Source organism: Sphingobium subterraneum (assembly GCF_014199435.1).
Taxonomy (GTDB): domain Bacteria; phylum Pseudomonadota; class Alphaproteobacteria; order Sphingomonadales; family Sphingomonadaceae; genus Sphingobium; species Sphingobium subterraneum.
Genome location: NZ_JACIJP010000001.1, coordinates 424,487 through 447,130, shown reverse-complemented (window position 1 = coordinate 447,130; position 22,644 = coordinate 424,487). Strand labels below are relative to the sequence as shown.

21 protein-coding genes and 1 tRNA gene are annotated in these 22,644 nt (G+C 61.6%); 13 read left to right on the top strand and 9 right to left on the bottom strand.

Features of this window, described 5'->3' with window-relative positions; translation table 11 throughout:
• Positions 1 to 40: 40 nt before the first annotated feature.
• From FHS92_RS02205 to FHS92_RS02195, 3 genes are read right to left on the bottom strand one after another with little or no spacing between them, the layout of a single operon-like run.
• Positions 41 to 1,267, bottom strand: coding sequence for an amidohydrolase family protein (locus FHS92_RS02205; protein WP_184077094.1), 1,227 nt, complete (start codon positions 1,265 to 1,267; stop codon positions 41 to 43).
• A 37-nt stretch (positions 1,268 to 1,304) separates the two neighbouring features.
• Positions 1,305 to 1,949, bottom strand: coding sequence for an NAD(P)H-binding protein (locus FHS92_RS02200; RefSeq protein WP_184077092.1), 645 nt, complete (start codon positions 1,947 to 1,949; stop codon positions 1,305 to 1,307).
• A gap of 24 nt (positions 1,950 to 1,973) precedes the next feature.
• Positions 1,974 to 2,915, bottom strand: a complete 942-nt coding sequence (locus FHS92_RS02195) for a ketopantoate reductase family protein (protein WP_184077090.1) — start codon at positions 2,913 to 2,915, stop codon at positions 1,974 to 1,976.
• Positions 2,916 to 3,134: 219 nt separating this feature from the next.
• On the opposite strand from FHS92_RS02195, the gene FHS92_RS02190 reads away from it, so the two are divergent.
• The 5 genes from FHS92_RS02190 to FHS92_RS02170 all read left to right on the top strand — a co-directional run bounded on the left by FHS92_RS02190 (position 3,135) and on the right by FHS92_RS02170 (position 11,091).
• Positions 3,135 to 5,246 (top strand): PQQ-dependent dehydrogenase, methanol/ethanol family, encoded by a 2,112-nt coding sequence (locus FHS92_RS02190; protein WP_246351742.1) that lies wholly within the window; start codon positions 3,135 to 3,137, stop codon positions 5,244 to 5,246.
• Positions 5,247 to 5,436: 190 nt separating this feature from the next.
• Entirely contained in the window at positions 5,437 to 7,782 is a 2,346-nt protein-coding gene (locus FHS92_RS02185) for a TonB-dependent receptor (protein WP_184077088.1), read from the top strand.
• Between the two features lie 147 nt (positions 7,783 to 7,929).
• On the top strand, positions 7,930 to 8,391 hold the full coding sequence (locus FHS92_RS02180) for a (2Fe-2S)-binding protein (protein ID WP_184077086.1): 462 nt from the start codon (positions 7,930 to 7,932) through the stop codon (positions 8,389 to 8,391).
• 1 nt (position 8,392) lies between these two features.
• The gene (locus FHS92_RS02175) at positions 8,393 to 10,672 is read left to right on the top strand and encodes a xanthine dehydrogenase family protein molybdopterin-binding subunit (protein ID WP_184077084.1); all 2,280 of its coding nucleotides are present in this window, start codon (positions 8,393 to 8,395) and stop codon (positions 10,670 to 10,672) included.
• Between the two features lie 170 nt (positions 10,673 to 10,842).
• Positions 10,843 to 11,091 (top strand): hypothetical protein, encoded by a 249-nt coding sequence (locus FHS92_RS02170; RefSeq protein ID WP_184077082.1) that lies wholly within the window; start codon positions 10,843 to 10,845, stop codon positions 11,089 to 11,091.
• Between the two features lie 94 nt (positions 11,092 to 11,185).
• Here FHS92_RS02170 and FHS92_RS02165 read toward each other — a convergent pair.
• A tRNA-Pro gene (locus FHS92_RS02165) sits at positions 11,186 to 11,262 on the bottom strand.
• Positions 11,263 to 11,495: 233 nt separating this feature from the next.
• Here FHS92_RS02165 and yajC point away from each other — a divergent pair.
• Genes yajC through FHS92_RS02145 form a run of 4 tightly spaced genes read left to right on the top strand, consistent with a single transcriptional unit; the run spans position 11,496 to position 14,888 of the window.
• Entirely contained in the window at positions 11,496 to 11,834 is a 339-nt protein-coding gene (gene yajC / locus FHS92_RS02160) for a preprotein translocase subunit YajC (RefSeq protein WP_184077080.1), read from the top strand.
• Between the two features lie 4 nt (positions 11,835 to 11,838).
• Positions 11,839 to 13,443 carry a protein translocase subunit SecD gene (gene secD, locus FHS92_RS02155; protein WP_184077078.1) on the top strand — a complete coding sequence of 535 codons (1,605 nt, stop codon included), beginning with the start codon at positions 11,839 to 11,841 and terminating at the stop codon, positions 13,441 to 13,443.
• 17 nt (positions 13,444 to 13,460) lie between these two features.
• A complete protein-coding gene (gene secF, locus FHS92_RS02150; RefSeq protein WP_184077076.1) occupies positions 13,461 to 14,447 on the top strand; it encodes a protein translocase subunit SecF in 987 nt (328 codons plus the stop codon).
• A gap of 33 nt (positions 14,448 to 14,480) precedes the next feature.
• Positions 14,481 to 14,888 carry an MTH938/NDUFAF3 family protein gene (locus tag FHS92_RS02145; RefSeq protein ID WP_184077074.1) on the top strand — a complete coding sequence of 136 codons (408 nt, stop codon included), beginning with the start codon at positions 14,481 to 14,483 and terminating at the stop codon, positions 14,886 to 14,888.
• A gap of 1 nt (position 14,889) precedes the next feature.
• Here the strand turns inward: FHS92_RS02145 and FHS92_RS02140 are convergent, their stop codons facing one another.
• Both FHS92_RS02140 and FHS92_RS02135 read right to left on the bottom strand, forming a co-directional pair.
• A complete protein-coding gene (locus tag FHS92_RS02140) occupies positions 14,890 to 16,065 on the bottom strand; it encodes a glycosyltransferase (RefSeq protein WP_184077072.1) in 1,176 nt (391 codons plus the stop codon).
• Between the two features lie 49 nt (positions 16,066 to 16,114).
• The gene (locus FHS92_RS02135; protein ID WP_184077070.1) at positions 16,115 to 16,678 is read right to left on the bottom strand and encodes a helix-turn-helix domain-containing protein; all 564 of its coding nucleotides are present in this window, start codon (positions 16,676 to 16,678) and stop codon (positions 16,115 to 16,117) included.
• Positions 16,679 to 16,769: 91 nt separating this feature from the next.
• On the opposite strand from FHS92_RS02135, the gene FHS92_RS02130 reads away from it, so the two are divergent.
• The gene (locus tag FHS92_RS02130) at positions 16,770 to 17,288 is read left to right on the top strand and encodes a DUF6456 domain-containing protein (RefSeq protein ID WP_221230854.1); all 519 of its coding nucleotides are present in this window, start codon (positions 16,770 to 16,772) and stop codon (positions 17,286 to 17,288) included.
• Between the two features lie 63 nt (positions 17,289 to 17,351).
• Here FHS92_RS02130 and FHS92_RS02125 read toward each other — a convergent pair whose 3' ends face one another.
• Positions 17,352 to 19,148: an ABC-F family ATP-binding cassette domain-containing protein gene (locus FHS92_RS02125; protein ID WP_184077068.1), complete on the bottom strand. Its 1,797-nt coding sequence runs from the start codon at positions 19,146 to 19,148 to the stop codon at positions 17,352 to 17,354.
• 79 nt (positions 19,149 to 19,227) lie between these two features.
• Here FHS92_RS02125 and FHS92_RS02120 point away from each other — a divergent pair, with 79 nt between their 5' ends.
• The 3 genes from FHS92_RS02120 (at position 19,228) to FHS92_RS02110 (ending at position 21,646) form a co-directional block, all read left to right on the top strand.
• Complete coding sequence (locus FHS92_RS02120; RefSeq protein ID WP_184078711.1) at positions 19,228 to 19,569, top strand: hypothetical protein; 342 nt, start codon at positions 19,228 to 19,230, stop codon at positions 19,567 to 19,569.
• Between the two features lie 17 nt (positions 19,570 to 19,586).
• Complete coding sequence (locus tag FHS92_RS02115; protein ID WP_184077066.1) at positions 19,587 to 20,252, top strand: response regulator; 666 nt, start codon at positions 19,587 to 19,589, stop codon at positions 20,250 to 20,252.
• Between the two features lie 86 nt (positions 20,253 to 20,338).
• A complete protein-coding gene (locus FHS92_RS02110; RefSeq protein ID WP_184078709.1) occupies positions 20,339 to 21,646 on the top strand; it encodes an ATP-binding protein in 1,308 nt (435 codons plus the stop codon).
• Positions 21,647 to 21,724: 78 nt separating this feature from the next.
• Here FHS92_RS02110 and FHS92_RS18715 read toward each other — a convergent pair whose 3' ends face one another.
• Both FHS92_RS18715 and FHS92_RS02100 read right to left on the bottom strand, forming a co-directional pair.
• Complete coding sequence (locus tag FHS92_RS18715; RefSeq protein ID WP_184077064.1) at positions 21,725 to 22,273, bottom strand: RES domain-containing protein; 549 nt, start codon at positions 22,271 to 22,273, stop codon at positions 21,725 to 21,727.
• 38 nt (positions 22,274 to 22,311) lie between these two features.
• Entirely contained in the window at positions 22,312 to 22,590 is a 279-nt protein-coding gene (locus FHS92_RS02100; RefSeq protein WP_184077062.1) for a chorismate mutase, read from the bottom strand.
• Positions 22,591 to 22,644 lie beyond the last annotated feature (54 nt).

Below are 22,644 nucleotides of genomic sequence, written 5' to 3'. Positions count from 1 at the left end.
TCGGTTCCCATGCAGGATGGATGGCGACCTCCCGCTTTTCTTAGTCGGGTGTCAGAAGCATGCCATTGTCACGGAAGAAGCCGCGCTGGATATTCTCGTCGAAAGCGCTGAGCATCGCGGCATAGGTCTTGTGCGATTCCTGACCGCCTTCGACATGAGGGAAGTCGGTGGCAAAGCAATAGACACTCGCCATATCTGGATAAACCCGCAAGTAGCGATCGATCGGCTCGAACGGGAAGGGCGTTACCCGCACGTTCCGCGCCAGATATTTGGATGGCTCCATGCGCAGCGTGCCCGCTAGCCGCTCCTGGAATTGACTGGCAACGATATCGAGGCGCTCGGCCAAAGGTCCTACCCAATGCGCCGTTGCCTCCACGACACCGACGACCAGACCGGGATGCCGTTCGAAAACGCCGCCGAGCACCATGGTCGTAAGATAATTCTCATAGCAGAAATTGAGCGTCGCCGTCCGATAGGGTTCGACCTGGAACTCCAGGCTGGATTTCGGCGACGGATTGAATTCCGGTGCGTTCGACCAGGCCATCGAGGCGAGTAGCGCAGATTCGCTGCCGAGATGGAAGGTGAGGGGGATGTTGTGGCTGGCCAGCAGGGCCCAGAAGGGATCGAGCGCACGATCGGCGGGTGATGTGTTGGCGGGGGGCAGCCCGGCGGACAGGAGCATCGCGCGGACGCCATAGTCGATCTGCTCCTCCGCTTGTCGGATCATGCCATCGATGTCGTCAGGGAGGATAATGCTGACCGGGCGCACTCTGCCTTCGCTGCTCTCCGTGATCGCGGCCGCCCAGCGATTGTGAGCATCACAGCCTTCACTGCCCAGTTGCCGAAGATCCAGGCCGCTCGGGTCAAACCCCAGTAGACGGTGTGCTTCCGGGTTGGAGGCCAGCAACAGCGCGACCAGCGCAAAGCTCGGAAAGACCAGTTGCCGCTCGATGCCCATTGCGTCCATAACCTCGACACGCCGGTTCAGGTCGATGCCGCTCGGAGCACTTGGGCCTTTCTTGACCCAGACATTCTCGTAAGAAATAGGCTCCATATCGCCTGTCAGGTCAGGGCGCTTCAGCGAATTGCCGGGGGCCATCAGGGCCAGCATCTGCAGATCCGCATAGCGTTGCCCGGCGTCGCCGAAATAGGTGCTCCACATTTCCATCGGGATCATCTCATGGCTGTCGAGATCGATCATGCGGCCTGTCCAGTCGGGCGCGTTCGCTATCGGGGTTTCCCATTCTGCGACGATACTATCGGTCATTTCCACTCTCCTCTTTTGTCTGCAAGGGCACGCAGGCCTAGAGACCAGACCGTGCAATCTGGGCAGACCCGATGAGGTGCTGACCCGCGGCACCCGACAGGGCTGCATCGATAAGAAACGCCGCAACCGCGGATGCCGGGTTGATCCGGATGCTCGGCGGGAGGATCGGTCCCGCACGGCTCAGAAAACCGCCCATGAGCCGTTCGATAAAGCGGCTTTCGTCCCGCTCGCCACCGAGCGGGCCAGCGCGGATGATCGTGTAGGAGGAAAAGCCCAGCTGCGCGATGGCCTCCTCGATCTCACCCTTGACGCGCAGGTAGAAACTGCGCGAACGCGCATTGGCCCCCATCGATGACGTAAGCGCGAAACGCTTTACCCCCGCTTCGCGCAGCTGGCGCGCGATCGCCAGTGTATAATCGAAGTCGATTGCGCGAAACGCGGCGGCGGATCCCGCCTTTGCCCGGGTCGTGCCGAGTGCGGACAGGGCGCCGTCGACCGCCCACCATGGCGCATCGAGCGGCAAATGATTGCTGTCGATCAGCGGGTTCAGGAGTTTGGGATGCGCGGCAAGCGGTCGCCGCGTGGGTGCGACCAACTGCGTCACGCGGTCGTCGGCCAGCGCCTGGAGCAGGGCGTGCCGGCCGACCAGTCCTGTCGCACCCGCAATCAGCAGCTTGGCCATGCCGGATACTCCTCTATCAGCGCATCAGTTCGCCGGACTCGAGGGCGACTGTAAAGCTTCCATGCGCGGCAGCCTTACGCCCAGTCTGTTCGCCATGAAGTCATAATAAAACTGCAGGATTTCATCCGGCCTCGTGTGCCCCGCCGCCATCGCTCCGAGGCTGGGATTCGAACGAAAAGCAAGCGGCAACAATCGGGCAAGCAGCCAGGCCGGCAGGATACGAAATGGCGTATACTCGCCCTGCTTGGTCACATCCACGCCTCGCGCGGTCAATACCTTCGCTGCCTCACGGATGTTGAGGATCGCTTCCTTGGCCTGGTGCGGATCGGTCATCAGCTTGATCATGGAGCCAGCGCGGAGAATCTGGCCTGAAAAGCCCGCATGATTGGCGAAATGGGTCCACAGCCAGGCGCGGAAATCGCGGTTCTCCTTTATGGTGAACCCGGCATCTTGGAACAGCGCGCGCACCGCGCGTTCGCGCTCGTTCGGTTCGGTCCCGAACGTGCCGAAGGTCATCGCCTTGAGGAAACCGCCGCGCAAGACACCCGCGTCGTTGATACCGCCGCCAGCAGACGGAAAACCCCAAGCAAGCTGCTGTTGCGGCAGTGGGGCTGCGGCCTTTTGGGGGTCGCCCCAGAAGTTTGTTGCAACAAAAATTGTGGCGTGCGCCGCGCGGGTCGAAAGAAACGACGCGGCCTCCGCAAACTGATGTTCGTGAATGGAGATAAAGATGAGGTCATAATCGTGATCGACAGGCAGATCCTCCCTCAGGCGCGAGCGCCATGGACCGGTAACGAGCCGATCCGGCTTCTTCTGTCGAGGATCGTAAATGTCGAGCGTCAGTGTTGACGGGAGCGTAGCGATGCGGCCGGGACGAACGTAGAAGTCGACTTCGTGGCCCGCCGTCTCCAGTGCCCAGCCATAGAGCGAGGCGACGGCGCCCCGTCCGAACATGAGTATTTTCATCTTCACCTCGTCCTCATTCGCGAGCTGTTTCTGCGTAACGCAAAAGGCTCTTTGCGCCGGAATTCCGCCAAGAGCGGGAACTCGTTTCCGCTTCCGCCCGCCATTTTTGTCGGTTGACAGCCTATGACATATCAGGCACCTTAAGCGCTAAGGGACATTAAATGTCAACAAAATGGGGAGGGGAATATCAAAAGAGTGATGTATGGCGTCGTGGCGCCAATGGCGCTCGCTGCAGGTGCCTTTTCCCTGATCTCCGCCACGAACCCGCGTCGCCCTGCTGCGGTGGATCAAGCGCGGCTCGAGCAGGCGGATGCCGATCCCGCCAACTGGATGACGCACGGCCGAACTTTCAACGAGGATCGCTATTCTCCGCTGGGTGCCATCAATAGGCAGAATGTTTCGAAGCTCGGCGTTGCGTGGAGCTACGAAATGCGGGAATCGCGCGGCGTGGAAGCGACGCCGATCGTCGTGGACGGGGTCATGTACATCACGTCGGCGTGGAGCATCGTTCACGCCATCGACGCAACCAACGGAAAGGAATTGTGGGTTTATGACCCCGAAGTCCCCCGTATCACGGGCACGAAGGCCTGCTGCGACGCGATTAGCCGTGGCGTCACCGTCTGGAACGGCAAGGTTTATGTAGCAACGCTTGATGGTCGGCTTGTGGCGATCGATGCGCGCAATGGGCGCAAGGTCTGGGAACAGGTCACTCTCGACCGATCGAAGCCCTATACGATTACCGGTGCGCCGCGCGCCGCGCGCGGTTTGATCTATATCGGCAACAGTGGTTCCGAATATGGCGTGCGCGGATTCGTAAGCGCTTATGACGCCGAAACCGGGAAGTTGCGCTGGCGCTTCTATATTACCCCCAATCCGAAGGGGCCAGACGGGGCGGCCTCGGACTCAGTCCGCGATCGCGCTCTGGAGACCTGGAACACGGCCGCTGGCGAATGGCTGCGGTCGGGCGGTGGCGGCGCATCCTGGGATGCGCTGGTCTTCGACAAGGAAACCAACACGCTGTGGATCGGTACCGGCAATGGCGGGCCATGGAACAGGGAACTTCGTTCGCCGTCGATACCCGGCCGGAACAACGATAATCTGTATCTTTCGTCTGTGTTGGGCGTGGATCCCGATACCGGCGCCTATAAATGCCATTATCAGGAAACGCCCGGCGAGACGTGGGATTTTACCGCGACACAGCCCATGATCCTGACCACGCTCAAGATCGGCGGCAGTGACCGTCGCGTGCTGCTCCACGCACCCAAGAATGGCTTCTTTTATGTCATCGATCGCACGAATTGCGGGCTGATCTCGGCTAAGCCCTTTGTGCCGGTGAGCTGGGCGACGGGCGTCGATCCGAAGAGCGGCCGCCCTATCGAAAATCCCGAAGCGCGCTTCCAATCTGCGCCCTTCCTGGTCTCGCCGTCCGGTTGGGGTGGCCATAACTGGCATCCGATGTCCATGTCTCGCCAGACCGGGCTCGTTTATATCCCGGTTCGTGACGCTCCGGTGCATTATGCCGCTGACCCGGCCTTCGTGCATCGGGAAGGCAGCTACAACACCGGTACGGCCTACACCGCCTTCCCGGAGGGTCCCGCTGCTCGCGAAATGATACGCAAGCTGCTGAAGGGGTATCTGCTTGCCTGGGATCCGGTGCAGCAGAAGGAGGCATGGCGTGTGCCGCTGCCTGGCATCGACAATGGCGGCACGCTCGCGACAGCTGGCGGCCTTGTCTTCCAGGGCACCGTCGATGGAAGGCTGCGGGCTTATAACGCCCGCACCGGCGCCATCTTGTGGGATATTGACAATGGTGCGCCTGCCTTTGGAGGACCGATCTCCTATTCGGTCAAAGGCAGGCAATATCTGGCGGTGACCGCGAGTTTCGGAACCCCGGCCTACCTGACCGGTGCGATCCTGTCGACGAAGGTGGGCGACATGCGCAAGTCGCGCGTCAACGTCTACCGGCTTGGCGGTGCGCCCATTCCGAAACGGCCGGTGGTGGAAAACCCCACTCCGGAACCGCCGGTGATCGCGGCAAGCGAAGAAATGCTGCAGGCCGGTTCGCTCAACTATTCGCATTACTGCCTGGGTTGCCACGGCATGTCTGCGGTATCCGGTGGCGCAACGCCCGATCTTCGTCGCACGCCCTATCTGCAGGACGGGGAATCGTTCCGCGCGGTCGTCCACGGTGCGCTGGCGACATCGGGTATGCCGAATTTCTCGGCCTGGCTGAAGGACGCCGATGTGGAGGCGATCCGCGCATACATCGCGGGGCGGGCCAGGGATGCCTTTCAGGAAGAGCAAAAACGGAAACACGCACCCGTGAAATAGGAGCTGCGGATAACGGAGTTACCTGTCGTTTGCCCATGCCACGCTGCGCGGGAAGACCAGCAAAATGGGCGAATGACATCGATTATAACACGTCAAATGGGGAGGACAGGAAATGAAGGTAGAAAACGCATTGTGCTTATATGGTCCGAAGGCGCTCGTTCTTGCGAACGCATCGGTAGGAGCCTTGGCCATGGCCATGTTCGCCGTCGCATCACCGGCGCACGCACAGGCACCGACGCAGGCGCAGGACATCCAGGAAATCGTCGTCACCGCGCAGAAGCGTGAACAGTCGCTTATCGACGTACCGCTGGCTGTGACGGCCATTGGTGGCTCCAAGCTTCAGGAGGCCAATGTCGGCAGTATCCCTGCGATTGTACAGCAAGTGCCCAGTTTCACGGTTTCCTATGCGTTCGGCGAGAATTCCACGCCGAACTTCAGTATCCGTGGCGTCACCGGCGATGGCCTGGGGTCGCGCCTGAACGAGAGTTCCGTGGCGATCTACAAGGACGATGTGTATCTGGGCGATGAGAGCATGCTCAGCGGTCAGGTCTTCGACGTCCACCGGGCGGAGGTCCTGCGCGGGCCGCAGGGTACCCTGTTCGGTCGCAACACGACCGCTGGCCTTGTTCATTTCATCTCGGCATCGCCGACGAACGAGTTTGCCGGTTATGGCAGCGCGCTCTACGGCTCGGACAACAACGTCATCCTCGAAGGCGCGGTCAGTGGGCCGATCGCGGACAGCGTTCGGGTACGCGTTGCCGGTAAGTGGGATCGCCATGACGGCCATTTCAACAATTATTATCTGGGTGCTGGCACCGGCGGGATACCGAAGAAGCTCGGAGCGCGCGACGTATGGGGCGGGCGCGCAACCATCGACGTGGACCTGAGCGAAAAGACACTCTTCCGTCTTATCGGCGAGTATTCGGAAACCCACTCGGAGATCGATCCTGGTAACCTTCTTGGCAGTCTCAAGCCTGGCACCGGTCCGAAGGCGGGTTATTCCCGTGCCGATCAATGTGCGCCCAAGCAGGTTATGGACGGAGCATGCTGGGAAATCGCGCAGGTTCTGGGCGGTGCTCCGCATCCACGCCGGGTTGCCAGCCAAGGTGCAGTGGGCTTGCCGTCGAGCTTGCTTGCGGCCACCGGTAAGTCGGGGCTTATTACCGGAAAGCTGACCCACGATTTCGACTGGGCGACCTTCACCTCGATCACAAACTATGGGTTTAGCCGCTTCAGTCAGGGGATCGAGGCAGGGCGTGCCTCACCGACGATCGGTGTTGATCCGGTCATTCGGGTGCCCCGGTTTAATCTGTCGCACCAGGTCAGCCAGGAAATTCGGCTCAATGGGACGACCGAGTCGTTCGATTGGGTCGTCGGTGCGTTCTACTACACGGATCACAAATTTCACCGCCAGCGGACCGAGGTCAGTTTCCCTGGGCAGCCGTTCGTCCAACAGCTGGCCACCGCAACCGTTGACTCCCGCTCCTATGCTTTGTTCGGCCAGCTGGATAACCGGATCGCGGAGCAGTTCACACTTAGCATCGGCGCGCGGTACACCGGCGACAAGCGCGATCTCAAAAATGCAATAACGTCTGACAATTTCGGCGATTTCCAGGATGTTCGCAGCTACATGATCGCCAATGGATTTCCGGTGACATCCAACTCGCGGGACATGACGGGTAAAATCAGTCTGACCTGGAAGCCGTCCGATGACCTGAGCTCCTATTTTAGCTTCTCACGCGGCATCAAGGGTGCCGGTTTTAACGCGGGCTTCAATCCCACAGGCGTTACAATCTTTCCGACCCCTGAATTACGCGCCGCCGCCCAGCGCGCAAATGCGCTGCTGACGGGGCCGGTCGGCCAGGAAGTTCTCGACTCCTGGGAGCTTGGCCTGAAGACGCGGATGTTCGACCGTAAATTGTCGATCAACACGGCAGCATTCTTCTATCAGTACAAAGGCAAGCAGATCAGCGTGCCGGTCTTAAACCCGGCGTCCAACACCGCTGTATTCAACTTCGTTAACGTGGGTGATGCAGAGGTGTGGGGCCTCGAGACGGAAGTGGCATTCCGTCCCAGCGATCGCTTTGATATCAATTTGGCCGCCGGTTGGCTGCACAACAAGATCGTAAAGTCGAACGTGACGGTCGTCGATGGGTTCGGCGCCGCGATCCCGCTTAAGGGCAAGCATCTTCTCGGCACGCCGAAGTGGACGTTTAACGGAACAGCGGCGTACCATATCCCGGCCGGGGATATGGGGCGTTTCACCCTGCAAGCCGAAGCGAACGCCCTTTCCCGGCGCAACTATTCGGTCACGGGAGACCCTCTGGCCGATGACCCAGCCTACATCCTCACGAATTTGCGGGTGCTGTGGGCCTCGGCGGATGGGAAATATAACTTCCAAGCGTTCGTGACCAACGTGTTTAACCAGCGCTGGGCGTCGTTTGTCGAGCCCACCTCGGCGGCGGCCCTCGGTGCGGTGAACGTTACCGAAGGCGTCGGTCGTCTCTGGGGCGTCAAGGCTGGCGTAAATTTCTAAGAACGGCTTGGCCCGGACCTTCCCGGCATCGCGTTGACGATGTTGGGAAGGTTCCGACCAAGGTGCGCGAACAGGATTGAATTCGGTTACCCGGTGAACGGCCAGTCTGGTCCTGTAAATTCCTGAATTCAGCAAAGGATTCCATCGTTGAAAATTACCGTCAACGGCACGGCCCATCTCGTAGATGTCGAAGACGACATGCCTTTGCTCTGGGTCCTGCGCGACGAGTTGAAAATCAAAGGGCCGAAATATGGCTGCGGCATGGCGCTCTGCCGCGCGTGCACCGTCCACATCGACGGCGAGGCGGTGCCCTCCTGTTCCATTCCGGTCAAACAGGCTGAAAACCGGAACATAACCACAATTGAAGGGCTGGGTACGCCCGTCGCCCATCACATCGTGCAGCAGGCCTGGATCGAGCAGCAGGTCGCCCAGTGCGGCTACTGCCAATCCGGGCAAATCATGACGGCCGCCGCTTTCCTGGAGAAAAATCCCCGGCCCACCGATGCGGAGATAGATGAAGCGATGTCGCCCAATCTTTGCCGATGCGGGACCTATTCACGGATTCGCGCCGCAGTGAAATCGGCTGCGGCGAAAATGGCGGAGCGCTGAGATGAATTCATCGACCGAAACCGAGGCGCAGAAACCGGCGTCCAAAAGCAAACTTCGGACCTTTGGCCGCCGCGCCTTTCTTGTGGGATCGATTGCCGTGGCGGGGGGCGTCGCGTTTGGCTATTACGTCGTGCGCAAGCCCCACGACAATCCGTTGCTGGACGATCTGGGCGCCGATGAAGCGACCTTCAACCCGTGGGTCAAGATTTCGCCGACGACCATTACGCTGATCACGCCCCATGTTGATTTGGGGCAGGGCGTGGCCTCGATGCAGGCGGCGCTGATTGCCGAGGAACTCGATCTGGAACTCGGCCAGTTCACCACCGCGTCCGGCAAGCCCAGTCCGGCCTATTACAACACGGCGATGGCGAACGACACCGTTCCCTTTCGATCGACCGATCACGGTTTCGAGGCGGAGGCCATGCGCGGCGTCATGGGTGCCGCGGTGAAAGTCATGGGAATGCAGTCCACCGGGGGCTCAAGCTCCACTGCGGACAGCTTCGACAAGCTCCGCGCGGCGGGGGCAGTCGCCCGGGAAACGCTGAAACAGGCGGCGTCGAACCGGACCCAGATACCGGTCGCGCGTTTGCGGACGGCTGCGGGGGCGGTCATCCTGCCGAACGGATCGAAAATCCCGTATACGGACCTTGCAAAGGAGGCGGCGAAGATCCCGGCCGTCACACAGGTGACGCTGCGTCCTCCCTCGCAATGGCGGCTGATCGGCAAGCCGATGGAGCGGCTCGATATCGTTGCGAAGTCGACCGGCACACAAATCTACGGCATCGACGTGGACTTCGAGGATATGCTGTACGCGGCGGTGAAGGTCAGCCCCCGCATCGGCGCTGGCCTCGTTCGCTACGACGCTTCCGCTGCAAAACAGATGCGTGGCGTGAAACGTATTTTGGACATTCCCAACGGTGTGGCTGTGATTGCGGACAATACTTGGCGGGCTTTCCAGGCGGCGAACGCGATCATCTTCGAATGGGCGGCATCCAAGGCGCCTGAGCAAGCGGAGCATTGGAAGGAGGTCGGCCGATCGTTTACTGAAGAGCGGTTGGACAAGGAATGGCGCAACGACGGTGATGTCGCCCAGGCGATGAAGCAGGAGAAGATCGTCTCGGCTGAATATCGTGCGCCCTATGTCGCCCACCAGCCGCTGGAGCCGCTCAATGCCGTCATCAGGGTGACAGGCGATAGGGTCGATATCTGGACATCCCATCAGGCGCCCGGCGTGGCTCAGCAGAAGATTGCCGAAGTAACCGGGCTCCCCGTCGAGGGAGTTCGTCTGCATAATCAATATGCCGGTGGCAGCTTCGGCCATCGGCTCGAATTCGATTATATCATCCTTGCCGCCGAAATCGGTCGGCAGATGAAAAACAAGACGATCAAACTGACCTTCTCGCGCGAGGAGGATTTTGTGCACGACTATCCACGCCAGATATCGATGGCCCGCCCACGCGGATCCGTGAAAAACGGACGAGTGGAGAGCTACGATCTTCCTATCGCCGCCGTGTCGGCTGCGCGATCCTATACCAAGCGGCTGGGTATGCCGGTGCCCGGCCCCGATCTGATGTTGGCCGCCGGCGCGTGGGACATGCCGTATAATATCCCCAATTTCCGGGTCACCGCCTATGCCGTGCCCGAAATCGTACCGACGAGTTCCTGGCGCTCGGTCGGCGCGTCCACATCCGGTTTCTTTGCCGACGCGTTTCTCGACGAGCTGATCCACGCTGCTGGCGCCGATCCGATGGCGGAAAGGCTACGGCTGGTGAACGACATTTCGGCCCGCCGGGTGCTGGAGGCGGTCGCTAAAATGTCGAAATGGGGATCGGCACTGGGGCCGAACCGTGGTCGCGGTGTCGCCATGGTCACCGCGTTTGGTGTGCCCGTCGCCGAAGTGATCGAAGTGCTGGCCACTCCGGAAGGAGTCAAGATCGAAAAGGTCTATGTCGCTGCGGAGGTGGGTCGGATCGTCGATCCAGTCAATTTCGAGAACCATGTGCAGGGCGCCGTCGTGTGGGGCCTTGGCCACGCGATGAACTGCGAGATCACCTATTCCAACGGACAGATCCAGCAGGAGAATTATCACGCGCATGAGGCAATGCGGTTGCACCAATGTCCGGAGATCATCGTCCAGGGCCTCGAAAATGGCGGAGAGATCAAGGGCATCGGTGAGCCTCCCGTTCCACCGGCCGCACCCGCCCTTGCCAATGCCATCTTCGCTGCGACCGGCAAGCGGATTCGGGAAATGCCGTTCAACAAGCATATCGCCTTCGTCTAGGCGTTGTGGTTATTGGGTCGGGCAACCCTTCGGCTTCACTGCAGCGAGGGGGGCACTCCTACCTGCCTGACGCTGTGCAGCGCCTCGCGCCTTTGGGTGCGGGGCGTTGCTGTGTCCTTTATTTGACGGGCTCCAGTGTATAGAAAATCGTTATCTTAACGGAGGCGCGAATGGATTGGGGTGAACGTGAAGATCGTTATGTCGAACCAGGCACTAAGGTGCGACTAGACAACCACTGGGATGGAGCCGACGTGCCCACGCCGGAATACGGAATTGTTGTTCATTGCTGGAAAGACGGCGAGTTGGGCATGTACGATTGCTACATCGCTTTCTTCGGAGATGACTTTCCCGAGGGCAAGCCCGACGAGAAGCCTTACATCCTTCGATATGCCGCAGCCTCTTTAAGGCCAGCCGCATAGGGGCGCATTCTTACACCTCTCTTACACAGCGCGCACTCACGGACATGGGCAGCTTTCGCTGCCCATGTAACCCATTGAAAATTCTTGGTATTTTTGGTCGGGACGAGAGGATTCGAACCTCCGACCCCCACACCCCCAGTGTGATGCGCTACCAGGCTGCGCTACGTCCCGACCGAGGGGCGGCGTTTAGGCTGATCGGGTGGAAGTTGCAAGCCCCATCGGTCCTAGAAGAACACGGCGTGGGGCGGCGCAATCGGGTGCGCATATTTCGCGGGATTTTCGGTCCCGCCGCGCGGCAATCGCCTGTTGCCCGTTGCGTATCCGGCATGATGTGTGTTAGCCGCGCGCCTTCTGACCTCCGTGCTGCCTCATCGCAGTACGACGCATGATGAAAGAGTGTTTTCATGTTTGTAACACCGGCCTTTGCGCAGACTGCTGCGGCCGCACCGGGCGGCACATCGGGTCTGCTGGTGCAGATCCTGCCGCTGGCGCTGATCTTCGTGGTGTTCTGGTTCCTGATCATCCGCCCGCAAAGCAAGCGGATGAAGGAGCACAAGGCAAAGATCGACGCTGTGAAGCGCAATGATCAGGTGGTCACCGGCGGTGGTCTGGTCGGCAAGGTAACGAAGGTGGAGGATGCCTTTGTCGAGGTGGAACTGGCGCCCAACGTCAAGGTGCGCGCGGTGAAGTCTACGCTGAGCGAGGTAATCGATCCCGCATCCGCCAAGCCCGCGAACGATTGATCCGATGCTCGACTTTCCCCGCTGGAAGATCTGGCTCATCTCGCTTACGATCCTGCTGGGTCTGGCCTTCGCGATCCCGACATTCCTGCCAGAACGCGTTTTCAACCAGTTGCCCCGCGCTATGCAGACGCGGGTCAATCTGGGCCTCGACCTTTCGGGGGGAAGCCATCTGCTGCTCGAAGCAAGCACGGCGGACATTGCCAAGATGCGTCTCGTCAACATGGAAGAGCAGGTCCGCACCGAGCTTCGCCGGGGCGACAGCAAAATCCCGATCGGCGATATTTCCAGCCAGAATGGCAAGCTGAGCTTCATGGTGCGCAATGCGGCGCAGGTTGACGCCGCCGTGGAGCGTATCCGCCCGCTGACACAGGGCGCGGGCATGACCGGCCAGCGCGATTTCAATGTCGAGGTTGTGGACAGCAGCACCATCGTGCTGACGCCGACCGAAGCAGGTATCGACAATGCGGTAAATCAGGCGATGGACGTCGCCAAGGAAGTGATCGACCGGCGCATCAACGAGCTGGGCACGCGCGAACCCACGATCATCCGCCAGGGTACGAACCGCATCGTGGTGCAGGTACCCGGCCTTCAGGATCCGGGCGCGCTCAAGAACCTGTTGGGGCAGACCGCAAAGCTCGAGTTCAAGCTGGTGGATACGACGGCGGATCCGACCGAGGTCGCACAGGGGCGTGCGCCGGTGGGTAGCGAGATCCTGCCCTATCCCGGCAATCCGTCCGGTATACCGGTGATTGCCGTCAAGCGGCAGGTGATGGTGTCGGGCGACGAGCTGACCGACGCGACGCAAGGGTTCGATACGCAGAACGGCAACCAGGCGGTGGTCAACATCCGCTTCAACGGTGCCGGAGGGCGCAAGTTCGGCCGGGTGACGACGGAGAACGTCAACCGCCCGTTTGCGATCATCCTCGATGGCAAGGTGCTGTCGGCGCCGAATATCAATGAGCCCATCCTGGGTGGGTCGGCGCAGATTTCCGGTAACTTCACGGTGGAAAGCGCCAATCAGCTGGGTATCGCGCTGCGATCAGGTAAGCTGCCGGTTGCGCTCAAGGTGATCGAGGAACGCACCGTCGGGCCGCAGCTTGGTGCGGACTCGATCCGGGCGGGCATCATCGCCTCGTGCATTGCGGCGCTCGGCGTTATCCTCTTCATGCTGGTCAGCTATGGCCGGTTCGGCATGTATGCGAACATCGCCGTGGTCATCAATATCTTCGTGATCCTGGGGGTCATGGGCCTGCTGAACGCAACGCTCACGCTGCCGGGAATTGCCGGTTTCGTGCTGACCATCGGTACGGCGGTAGACGCGAACGTGCTAATCTATGAACGCATCCGTGAAGAGCGTCGACGCGGCCGGAGCGTCATGCAATCGGTCGAATTCGGGTACAAGGAAGCCAGCCGAACGATCTTCGAGGCGAACGTCACCCACGCCATCGCCGGCGGCATCATGCTGGTGCTGGGATCCGGACCCGTCAAGGGATTCGCCATCGTGCTGTTGATCGGTATCGCGACATCGGTGTTCACGGCCGTGACCTTCACCCGGATGATCGTCGTGAATTGGTTGCGGCGCACGCGTCCGACCGAAATTACCATTTGATGAGGAACTGAAAGTCCATGCGTCTCCTCAAGCTCGTCCCCGACAATACCAACATCGGTTTTGTGGCGGTCCGCAAGATCGCGTTCGCGCTGACGGTGCTGCTGACGATTCTTGCCGTCGCGGCGGTGGGCGCGCGCGGCCTCAACCTCGGCGTGGATTTCGTGGGCGGCTTGATGATGGAGGCGAAGTTTGACAGCCCGCCTCCGCTGGACCGGGTGCGCAAGGACATCGACCGGCTGAATGTCGGGGACGTTTCCTTGCAGCAGTTCGGCGACCCGCGCACCGTCTCGATCCGGTTGCCCTTGCCGGAGAGCAGCGACGAGGGCGCGACGAACGCGCTGGTCGCCAAGGTGCAGGGCGCGATCAAGGCCGAATATCCCGGTGTGAGCTTCAGTCGCTATGACGCGGTGTCCGGCAAGGTTTCGGACGAGCTGATCTGGAATGGCATATTGGCCGTGATGCTGGCGGTGGTCGGCATCGCGATTTTCAGCTGGTTTCGATACGAGTGGCAGTTCGGTGTGTCGACCTTCGTCGCGATCATGCATGACGTGCTGATGACGCTGGGCTTTTTCGCGATTACGCAGCTCGAATTCGATCTCAATATCGTCGCGGCGGTGCTGACGATCATCGGCTATTCGATCAACGACAAGATGGTGATCGACGACCGTATCCGGGAAAATATGCGCAAGTACCGCAAGATGGACATGAAAGCGCTGATCGATCTGTCGGTCAACGAAACCCTGCCGCGCACGGTCATGACGTCGCTGACGGTCACGCTGGCGCTGGGCGCGCTGCTGATTTTTGGCGGGCATGTGCTGCGTGGCTTCTCGGCGGCGATGCTGCTCGGGATCGTTGTGGGAACCTATTCGTCGGTCTATGTGTCCTCGTCACTGCTGATCTCGCTTGGCCTCAAGCCGCAAATTCTGGACCGCAAGGCGACCGGCCTTGCGGCGGAGGGCGAGCGGGTGACGGCACGGGCGCCGGTGGATGGTGCCCGTCCCTGATAGAGGCTCCGGATCGGGTTGGCGGAACGGTTGATGGAATTTCGACGCAAGGATGCGGTCAGTGGGCCGGTCGTGGCCGGGTTTTCCTCGGGCGGTGGATTTCGCCTGCGCGATGAGGCCGGGATGGCCGAAGAGCGCCTGTGCGGCGGCGGCGTGCTGTTGACGCCGGTCTCCGCACTGGACTGGAGTTTTGCCGGGGCGATCGACGCGTTGGACGAGGCGGACTTCCGGCCGTTGTTCGATCTGGAACCAGCGCCGGAGTTTTTGTTGCTCGGCACGGGAACGGTGGTCTGTCCGCCGCCTCCACGGCTTGCGCGCGCGCTGGACAGGCGGGGCATCGGGATCGAGGCGATGGACAGCCGCGCGGCGGCGCGGGCCTGGGGCGTGCTGCGCGCGGAAGAGCGCTGGATCGTGGCGGCCTTGCTGCCGTTGGCAGGCTAACTCAGAGGGGTTTGCCCGCGAGTTTCGTAAGGTGCGCGAACAAAGCATCGCCATTTGCCTGCCACGTGAAGCGCAGCGCGGCCGACCGGGTGGCCTCACGATCGGGGGGGGAGAGCAGAAGCGCGCGGATAGCCTCGGCGATGGCGTCCGGCGTCCGTTCGACAATGCGTCCTGCCGTGTCGTTCGTTACCAGCTCCCGAGCGCCGCCCACATCGCTGATGACGATCGGCGTTCCACAGGCGAGCGCTTCCACCCAGGCATTGGCCAGCCCCTCCGACGCGGAGGGCAGTGCCATGATATCCGCAGCGTTAAAGAGGGCAGGCAGTTCCGCATGGGCCACGGCACCCAGCATTCCCACACGCGTGCTGACACCGAGATCCTCCGCAAGGCGGGTGTAGTGCGTGGCTTCCGGACCGGCACCTGCGAGCAGAAGTGTCACATCCGGCAGCTGCGGCAGGGCGCGGATCAGCAATTCCTGGCCCTTGCGCTCAATGAGCGCTCCGACGCACAGGACAACCGGACCGGATAGATGCCGCGCCGCCTTGGCAGCCGGACGGTCAGTCGGAATAAAGCGATCGAGGTCCACGCCGGTGTAATGCACGTCGATCTTGTCCGCATCCATGCCGAGCGCGACCATCGAACGCTTCATGGCTTCCGATACGGCTAGAAGGCCGGTCGCCTCGCGCCCTGCGCGCAGGACGGCGGAGCGGGTCGCGGGCGTGCGACCCCAATAATGGATGTCCGCGCCGCGCGCCTTCACCGAAAACGGTATGGCAAGCGCTCGGGCAATGTTGGCTGCGACCGGGCCATCGGGGTAAAAGAAGCTGGCGTCGATGACGTCGAAGGGCTGTTGTTCGTGGAGACGACGGACCAGCGGTAGGATCGCCCGCGTCATCATCCGCACATGAAAGCGGCCGCCGATCTTCGGGATCAGCGGAAAGCGTGGACGGTATACGGTCATACGCTGCCACTGTTCCTTATCGGGCAGCGCGCGCAGGGTACGGTAAGGCGCTAATGCGGAAAGCGGCCAGGGCGCTATGCCAATCGGCGCGATGACAGTGACATCCGTCCCCTCACGTCCTGCGAGTTCGCGGGTTTGCCGCTCCACAAACACGCCGAAATTCGGCCGTGTCTGGTCGGGAAACAAGGTCGAGAGAGTGAGGACGCGTAGAACCATAGCCGCCATTATAGCGCAAGATGGTTAACATGTCCGTGTCGTATCGGCCTTATAGCGCGCGGATGAGGCGTGTCGCCACGGCGGCCCACGGAGGATCGGTCAGCACCTGCTGGCGCGCTCCGGCGGTCAAGGGAAGGATGTGCACCCGGTCTCCTTCTCGCCCGATCAGCCGACCGAAGAGGAAGCGTCCACCGGGGCGGGGGAACAGAACATCGCGGTTCAACGCCGTGGCGTATGCGACGGGCAGGATGCGGGTGCACCAGATTTCATCGCCCGCCCGATAGTCACCGATACTCGCGGCCACCCGCAGGCCGATCATGTCGCCTGTGATGGCGGGAGTGACGAATTTGTGGGGCTGCCCCGCCGCATGAGCGCCATTCGCACCCAGAACTGCCGCGACGGCAATGCTTTCCTGCCCCGGAAGATCGACAAGGTCGGCGGCCGTCACGCCCAGAGCATCGGCGATACGGTTGAGCCAGTTGACTGACACCGTACGCGTTCCGGTTTCCAGCCGCCCGATCGTCTGAGCGGTCGTGGGTGGATTGCATCGTCGACCGACGTCTTCGAGCGTCAGGCCCTTGGCCCGACGCACTTCGCGAATGCGGGTGATCATAAAGGTTGCCCCTAACCTATATGGTTTATCTTTCCTACACATTAACGATCGTGGCAAGGGAAATTTGGTCCAGTTGTGAAGGAAATAATCGATGTTGCTCACGCGTGATGTCACAAAGCGACAAAATGATCGGGTGTCGGAGAGAAGCGCTACCTCGCTACGCACCGGGCTGACCGAGCGCATTCTGGAAGGACCGGACGGGTCACCGAAAAAGGTCGTGGTGAACACAGCAGAATCGCCGCTGACATGGCTGCACGCCCGTGGGCATATCAGTAACCGCCTGTTTCTGGCGAGCGAGTACCTGCGGCGGGATTGGGAGGCCGCGGGACTGGGCGCCCGCGTAACCATGCGCTGGGATGCGGCACCCCGCACGCAGCGCACCCATCCTGCTGCGGACCCGACGATGCGGCAATTATCCGCCCGTGAACGCTTCGATGGCGCGCTTACGCTGGCCGGATCGGGACTTGCCGACATTTTGTGGCGGGTCGTCTGCGCCGGCGAAGGTCTGACGGCAGCGGAAAAGGCGCTCGGCTGGCCCACGCGCGCGGGCAAGTTGGTGCTGACGCTCGCGCTGGAGCGGGTAGCGGATTATTACCGGGTGCCGGGGTGACCGAGTGGAGGCGCCGTCACAGCGAGCCACCCTTTTCCTTGGGCGGATAGCGTTTTTGCAAGGTCAGCGCGCCAGCGTCTCCAGCTGTTCGGCGAGGTCGAGCCAGCGCTCCTCCGCCGCGTCCTTTTCGGCGCGGGCCTTTTCGATGGCGGCGCTCAGCGCGGCAAAACGGGCGGGATTGCTTGTGTAAAGGTCGGGATCGGACAGCAGCTGCTCATCGCGGGCGATGGCCGCCTCGATCTCCTCGATCCGGCGGGGCAGAAGTTCGTAATCCCGCTGATCCTTGTAACTGAGCTTGGTTTGCGCTTTGGGAGCGGCAGGCGAAGCCGCTTGGATCGCCTTGGATGCGGCCTTGGGCGCCGTCCGCTGAATGCGCTGCGCCTGCCAGTCCGCATAGCCGCCCGCGACAATATCGACCGTGCCGGAGCCGTCGAGGCCGAGCGTGATTGTTACCGTCTTGTCGAGGAAATCGCGGTCGTGGCTGACGATCAGCACGGTCCCGGCGTAGTCGGCAATCACTTCCTGAAGCAGGTCGAGCGTTTCGAGATCGAGGTCGTTGGTCGGCTCGTCCAGCACCAACAGGTTCGATTCGCGCGCAAATTCACGCGCGAGCAACAGGCGGGAGCGCTCGCCGCCCGACAAGGTGCCGACCTTCGCCTCGGCAAGAGCCGGGTCGAACAGAAATTCCTTGAGATAACCGTGCACATGCTTGCGTACGCCGCGCACGTCGATCCAGTCGCCGCCCTCCGCAAGGACGTCGCGCACGCGCTTGTCGGGCGCCATCAACTTGCGCTGCTGGTCGATGACGATGCCGTCGAGCGTCGCGGCACGTTTGATGATACCGCTGTCCGGTTCGATCTCACCCGTCAGCAGGCGAAGCAGGGTCGTCTTGCCCGCACCATTGCCGCCCACGACGCCGATGCGGTCGCCCCGCTGGATACGTAGCGAAAAGTCGCGAATGATCGTCCGCTGCGTGTCGCCTTCGTCAAAGCTTTTCGTGACATGTTCGGCGGTGATGACGCTCTTGGTCTTGCTGTCGTCGTTGACCATTGCAAGTTTGGCGGTCCCTTGTGGGCCGATCATCGCGGCGCGCTGGGCGCGCATTTCGTGCAGCTTGGCCAGACGGCCCTGATTGCGCTTGCGCCGGGCGGTGACGCCGCGTTCGAGCCAGTGGGCCTCGATCTTCAGCTTCGCGTCGAGCTTGTTCGCGGCGCGCGCTTCTTCGGCGTACACCGCCTCCATCCACGCATCGAAGCCGCCGAATCCGATCTCGTTACGGCGCAGGCTGCCCCGGTCCAGCCACAATGTCTGGCGCGTGAGGCGGGTGAGGAAGGTGCGATCGTGGCTGATTGCGACGAACGCGCCGTTGTAACGCGCGAGCCAGCTTTCCAGCCAGTCGATCGCCGCGATGTCGAGATGGTTGGTCGGCTCGTCCAGCAGCAGGATGTCAGGTTCCGACGCCAGCGCGCGGCATATGGCGGCGCGTCGGCGCTCGCCCCCGCTTGCGGTGGCCGCATCGCGCGACAGGTCAATGCCGATCTGATCGGCAATGGCTTCGACGTCATGCAGCGCCGGAGGATTGGGACCCTTGACGGCGAAATCGCGCAAGGTCGTGAAACCGGCGACGTCCGGGTCCTGTTCCAATATCACGACGTTCGTTCCCGGTACGATCGACCGCTTGCCCCGGTCGGCCTCGATCTGCCCCGCGATCAGCCGGAGCAGGGTCGTTTTGCCCGCGCCGTTACGTCCGATGAGGGCGAGCCGGTCTTTGGGGCCGATATGGATGTTCAGCCCCTGAAACAGCCAGCCGCCGCCCTGAATAAGGCCGAGATCTTCGAAGGAGAGAATGGGTGCCGCCATGATGCAAGGGCAGCTAGGCGCTTGGCGCGCGCACGGCAAGCCTTACAGCGGGCTGACAGGATCATTCACCACCTGTTCAATGCGGAAAAGCTATGCCATGGACATGAAAATGAGCTTTCGCCTCCTGTTTGCTGCTGTTCTCGCGCCGCTGGGCGTGCTCGGGATGGGCATGCCCGATGCGTCCGCGCTCGGTCCCAAGGACGAACAGGATGCAGCGCGCAGGGCGATGCTCGACGGCCGGGTCATGCCCTTCGCGATTATCAAGCGGCGCGTTGAACGCGAGATGGGCGATGCGACCTATCTCGGATCGGAATTTCACGAGCATTCCAACCGGTATCGCCTGAAATATGTGCGGGACGGCCGGGTGGTGTGGGTCGATGTCGATGGCCGGACGGGTGAAATAGCAGGCTGGGCGCGCTAAGAGGAGAGGGCTGCAACATGCGGTTATTGATTGTCGAGGACGAACCGAATCTGGGTCAGCAGCTCAAGTCCACGCTGGAAGGCGCGGGCTATGCCGTGGATCTTGCCGCCGATGGCGAGGACGGCCATTTTCTGGGCAGCACCGAGAGCTATGACGCGATCGTGCTGGATCTCGGCTTGCCGGAAATCGACGGGTTGACGGTGCTCGACCGCTGGCGGCGGGAAGGAAAGACCTTTCCTGTCCTGGTGCTGACCGCGCGCGACAGCTGGTCCGACAAGGTCGCTGGGCTCGATGCCGGCGCGGACGATTACCTCGCCAAGCCGTTCCAGAGCGAGGAACTTATCGCCCGCCTGCGTGCGCTTATCCGCCGCGCCTCTGGCAACGCGTCGAGCGAGCTGATCGCGGGCGACGTGCGGCTCGACACGCGTTCGGGCAAAGTGACGCTCAAGGGCGAACCGGTAAAGCTCACCGCGCAGGAATATAAGCTCCTGTCCTATCTTATCCACCACAAGGGCAAGGTGGTCAGCCGCACCGAATTGATCGAGCATATCTACGATCAGGATTTCGACCGGGACTCCAACACCATCGAGGTGTTCGTCACGCGTATCCGTAAAAAATTGGGGCCGGACGTCATCACGACGATCCGGGGGCTGGGATATAGTCTGGAAGAACCGGTCGCCTAAGCGGACTACGCGCGCTAATGTCGCGCACGATGGATAGTGGTACGTCTCCGGCGCGGGTGCGCTCAACCGGCTCGCTGAGCCGCCGGATGATCGGCATCGCGGCGCTGTGGATCGCGGTGCTGCTGCTGGGGGGCGGCGTGGCGCTCGACCGGGTGCTGCGTGATGCAGTGACACGCAATTTCGACGACGGCATGTCCTACGTCCTGACCGCCATGATCGCGTCGGCGGAGATTGGGCCGGAAGGCGAGGTGTTTTTCAACCGGGCGCTCGCCGACCAGCGGTTCCTCGAACCCAATAGCGGCCTCTATTACCAGATCAGCGCGCCGGGGCATGAGGACTGGCGGTCCCGCTCGCTGTGGGACCGGGCGTTGAAACTGGACACCGTGCACCCGGCGAAAGACTTGCGGGTCTATGACAGCAGCCAGTTCCCGGACGAGAGCCTGCGCGTCATGGAACGGACGATCATGCTGCCGGGGTCGAAGGTCCGCTGGACCTTCGCTGTTGCTCAGGCGCGGGCGAGCCTGGACGGGCAGATCCGTACATTGCGTTCCACGCTGGTCGAGAGTTTTGCGTTGCTGGGCCTGGGGTTGTTCATCCTGGCCACGCTGCAGACATTCTACGGTCTGCGGCCCTTGCGCGCAGTCCGGCGGGAAATCGTGCGGATGCGCACCGGTGCCAAGACCCGCGTGACCGAACCGATGCCGTCCGAAGTTTTGCCGATGGTTGAGGAACTGAACGCCCTGCTCGCCCATAATGAGAGCCAGGCGGAAGAGGCGCGCGCGCATGCGGGCAACCTTGCCCACGCGCTCAAGACGCCGCTCACTGTCATCATGAACGCAGCCAGCGCACACGCACCGGATCTCGATGAGACGGTGATGCGTGAGGCGATGACGATGCGGCGACAGGTCGACCATCATCTTGCCCGCGCCCGAGCGGTGGGTCGGCGCGGCACGGCGCAGGCGCGCGCGGATGTGTGGCCAAGTCTGACTGCCGTCGAGCGCGCCATTGCCCGCCTCTTCCCGGACGCGCGGATCGACATGGACGGCGACCAGAGCGCCGTCGTGCGCATCGAACGGCAGGACCTCGACGAACTGCTCGGCAACCTGATTGAGAACGCCGCGAAATATGGCGGCGGCAGCGTGTTCGCCACCGTACGGCGGACGGGCGAATGGGTGGAAATCGACGTGGAGGACGACGGTCCGGGCATTCCTGTCGCGGACCGGGAGCGGATCTTCGACCGGGGCGTGCGGCTCGATACGAGTAAGCCAGGCACGGGGCTTGGCCTCGCCATCGTGCGCGACGTGGCGGAAATTTACGGCGGGACAGTGGAACTCGACGAGAGCGAGGACCTAGGCGGGCTGCTGGTGCGTCTCAGGCTACCGCCAGCGGGGTAGGCGTTTCAACATTCAGTACCATTAAGACGCGATTGGTATATCGCCGGATCACAACCCTATTTCTGCGGTAAAATGCCGCTATAATCCCCACTTTGGACCGCCAGCCGTCAGTTGAATGGGAATAGGATCACCGCATACCGTCACAGACGGTCCTCCAAGCTCGTTCCAACGGAACAAATTTAGGTGCCAACCATCCGGGATCATTCGCGAACGATCAATGATGCCGTCTGCGTCAATGGCCCGCGCTGCATCCGCGTTCAGCCAAGAGGGCGGCTGCTCTCCGGCCGCCAAAGATTGTCGCCATGGACGGTTTGACAATTCTCGATCTATCCCAAGGCTCCGGCAGGCTTCTTCATCATGCTGGTCAAACACATGGGCCTCGCTCACCCTAAGAGGGATCACTACGCGGGGTCGACCATCTTCACGAATATATCCAGACACCGCGATAATTGCCCATTCAAGCTCCGGACTCATATACAGGATCGGCTGCCCCGGGCGGTGGTAACGGCCTGCGCTTGTTGGCGTTGGCAAGGCCAACACATCTGACACTCGATCAGTCGTGACCGACCGAAAAAATGTTCCGCTCACTGTTCTCAACTGGGGTCGGGGAGGGTTGGTATAATCCATAGCGTTGTTACCCTTACCGGGCGGCAGTCGATTAAGATTCACGCCCCCCGCATGCTCTCATGATGCCGGATCACCTCATCGATGATGAAGCGCAGGAACTTCTCGGTGAAATCCGGGTCCAGTTTTGCGTCCACCGCAAGCTGGCGCAGGCGGGCGATCTGGCGTTCCTCGCGGCCGGGGTCGGCGGGGGGGAGGGCGTTCTTGGCCTTGTACGCGCCGACCGCTTGGGTGACCTTGAATCGCTCGGCCAGCATGAAGACCAGCGCCGCGTCGATATTGTCGATGCTTTGCCGATAGCGTTCCAGCGATTCGTCCACCTGATCCTCCACCCGTTCCGTGCAGCGCTTTTTGCCGGATGTGGAGGGCAAGGC

Bases quoted from the DNA above. Each gene is read 5' to 3' on its own strand.
- FHS92_RS02135 (WP_184077070.1), bottom strand. From the start codon at position 16,678: ATGATCACCCGCATTCGCGAAGTGCGTCGGGCCAAGGGCCTGACGCTC.
- FHS92_RS02120 (WP_184078711.1), top strand. From the start codon at position 19,228: ATGCGGAAAAGCTATGCCATGGACATGAAAATGAGCTTTCGCCTCCTG.
- FHS92_RS02175 (WP_184077084.1), top strand. From the start codon at position 8,393: ATGAATTCATCGACCGAAACCGAGGCGCAGAAACCGGCGTCCAAAAGC.
- FHS92_RS02140 (WP_184077072.1), bottom strand. From the start codon at position 16,065: ATGGTTCTACGCGTCCTCACTCTCTCGACCTTGTTTCCCGACCAGACA.
- yajC (WP_184077080.1), top strand. From the start codon at position 11,496: ATGTTTGTAACACCGGCCTTTGCGCAGACTGCTGCGGCCGCACCGGGC.
- secD (WP_184077078.1), top strand. From the start codon at position 11,839: ATGCTCGACTTTCCCCGCTGGAAGATCTGGCTCATCTCGCTTACGATC.
- FHS92_RS02125 (WP_184077068.1), bottom strand. From the start codon at position 19,148: ATGGCGGCACCCATTCTCTCCTTCGAAGATCTCGGCCTTATTCAGGGC.
- secF (WP_184077076.1), top strand. From the start codon at position 13,461: ATGCGTCTCCTCAAGCTCGTCCCCGACAATACCAACATCGGTTTTGTG.
- FHS92_RS02200 (WP_184077092.1), bottom strand. From the start codon at position 1,949: ATGGCCAAGCTGCTGATTGCGGGTGCGACAGGACTGGTCGGCCGGCAC.
- FHS92_RS02130 (WP_221230854.1), top strand. From the start codon at position 16,770: ATGTTGCTCACGCGTGATGTCACAAAGCGACAAAATGATCGGGTGTCG.
- FHS92_RS02170 (WP_184077082.1), top strand. From the start codon at position 10,843: ATGGATTGGGGTGAACGTGAAGATCGTTATGTCGAACCAGGCACTAAG.
- FHS92_RS02190 (WP_246351742.1), top strand. From the start codon at position 3,135: ATGGCGCTCGCTGCAGGTGCCTTTTCCCTGATCTCCGCCACGAACCCG.
- FHS92_RS02115 (WP_184077066.1), top strand. From the start codon at position 19,587: ATGCGGTTATTGATTGTCGAGGACGAACCGAATCTGGGTCAGCAGCTC.
- FHS92_RS02195 (WP_184077090.1), bottom strand. From the start codon at position 2,915: ATGAAAATACTCATGTTCGGACGGGGCGCCGTCGCCTCGCTCTATGGC.
- FHS92_RS18715 (WP_184077064.1), bottom strand. From the start codon at position 22,273: ATGGATTATACCAACCCTCCCCGACCCCAGTTGAGAACAGTGAGCGGA.
- FHS92_RS02205 (WP_184077094.1), bottom strand. From the start codon at position 1,267: ATGACCGATAGTATCGTCGCAGAATGGGAAACCCCGATAGCGAACGCG.
- FHS92_RS02185 (WP_184077088.1), top strand. From the start codon at position 5,437: ATGGCCATGTTCGCCGTCGCATCACCGGCGCACGCACAGGCACCGACG.
- FHS92_RS02145 (WP_184077074.1), top strand. From the start codon at position 14,481: ATGGAATTTCGACGCAAGGATGCGGTCAGTGGGCCGGTCGTGGCCGGG.
- FHS92_RS02110 (WP_184078709.1), top strand. From the start codon at position 20,339: ATGATCGGCATCGCGGCGCTGTGGATCGCGGTGCTGCTGCTGGGGGGC.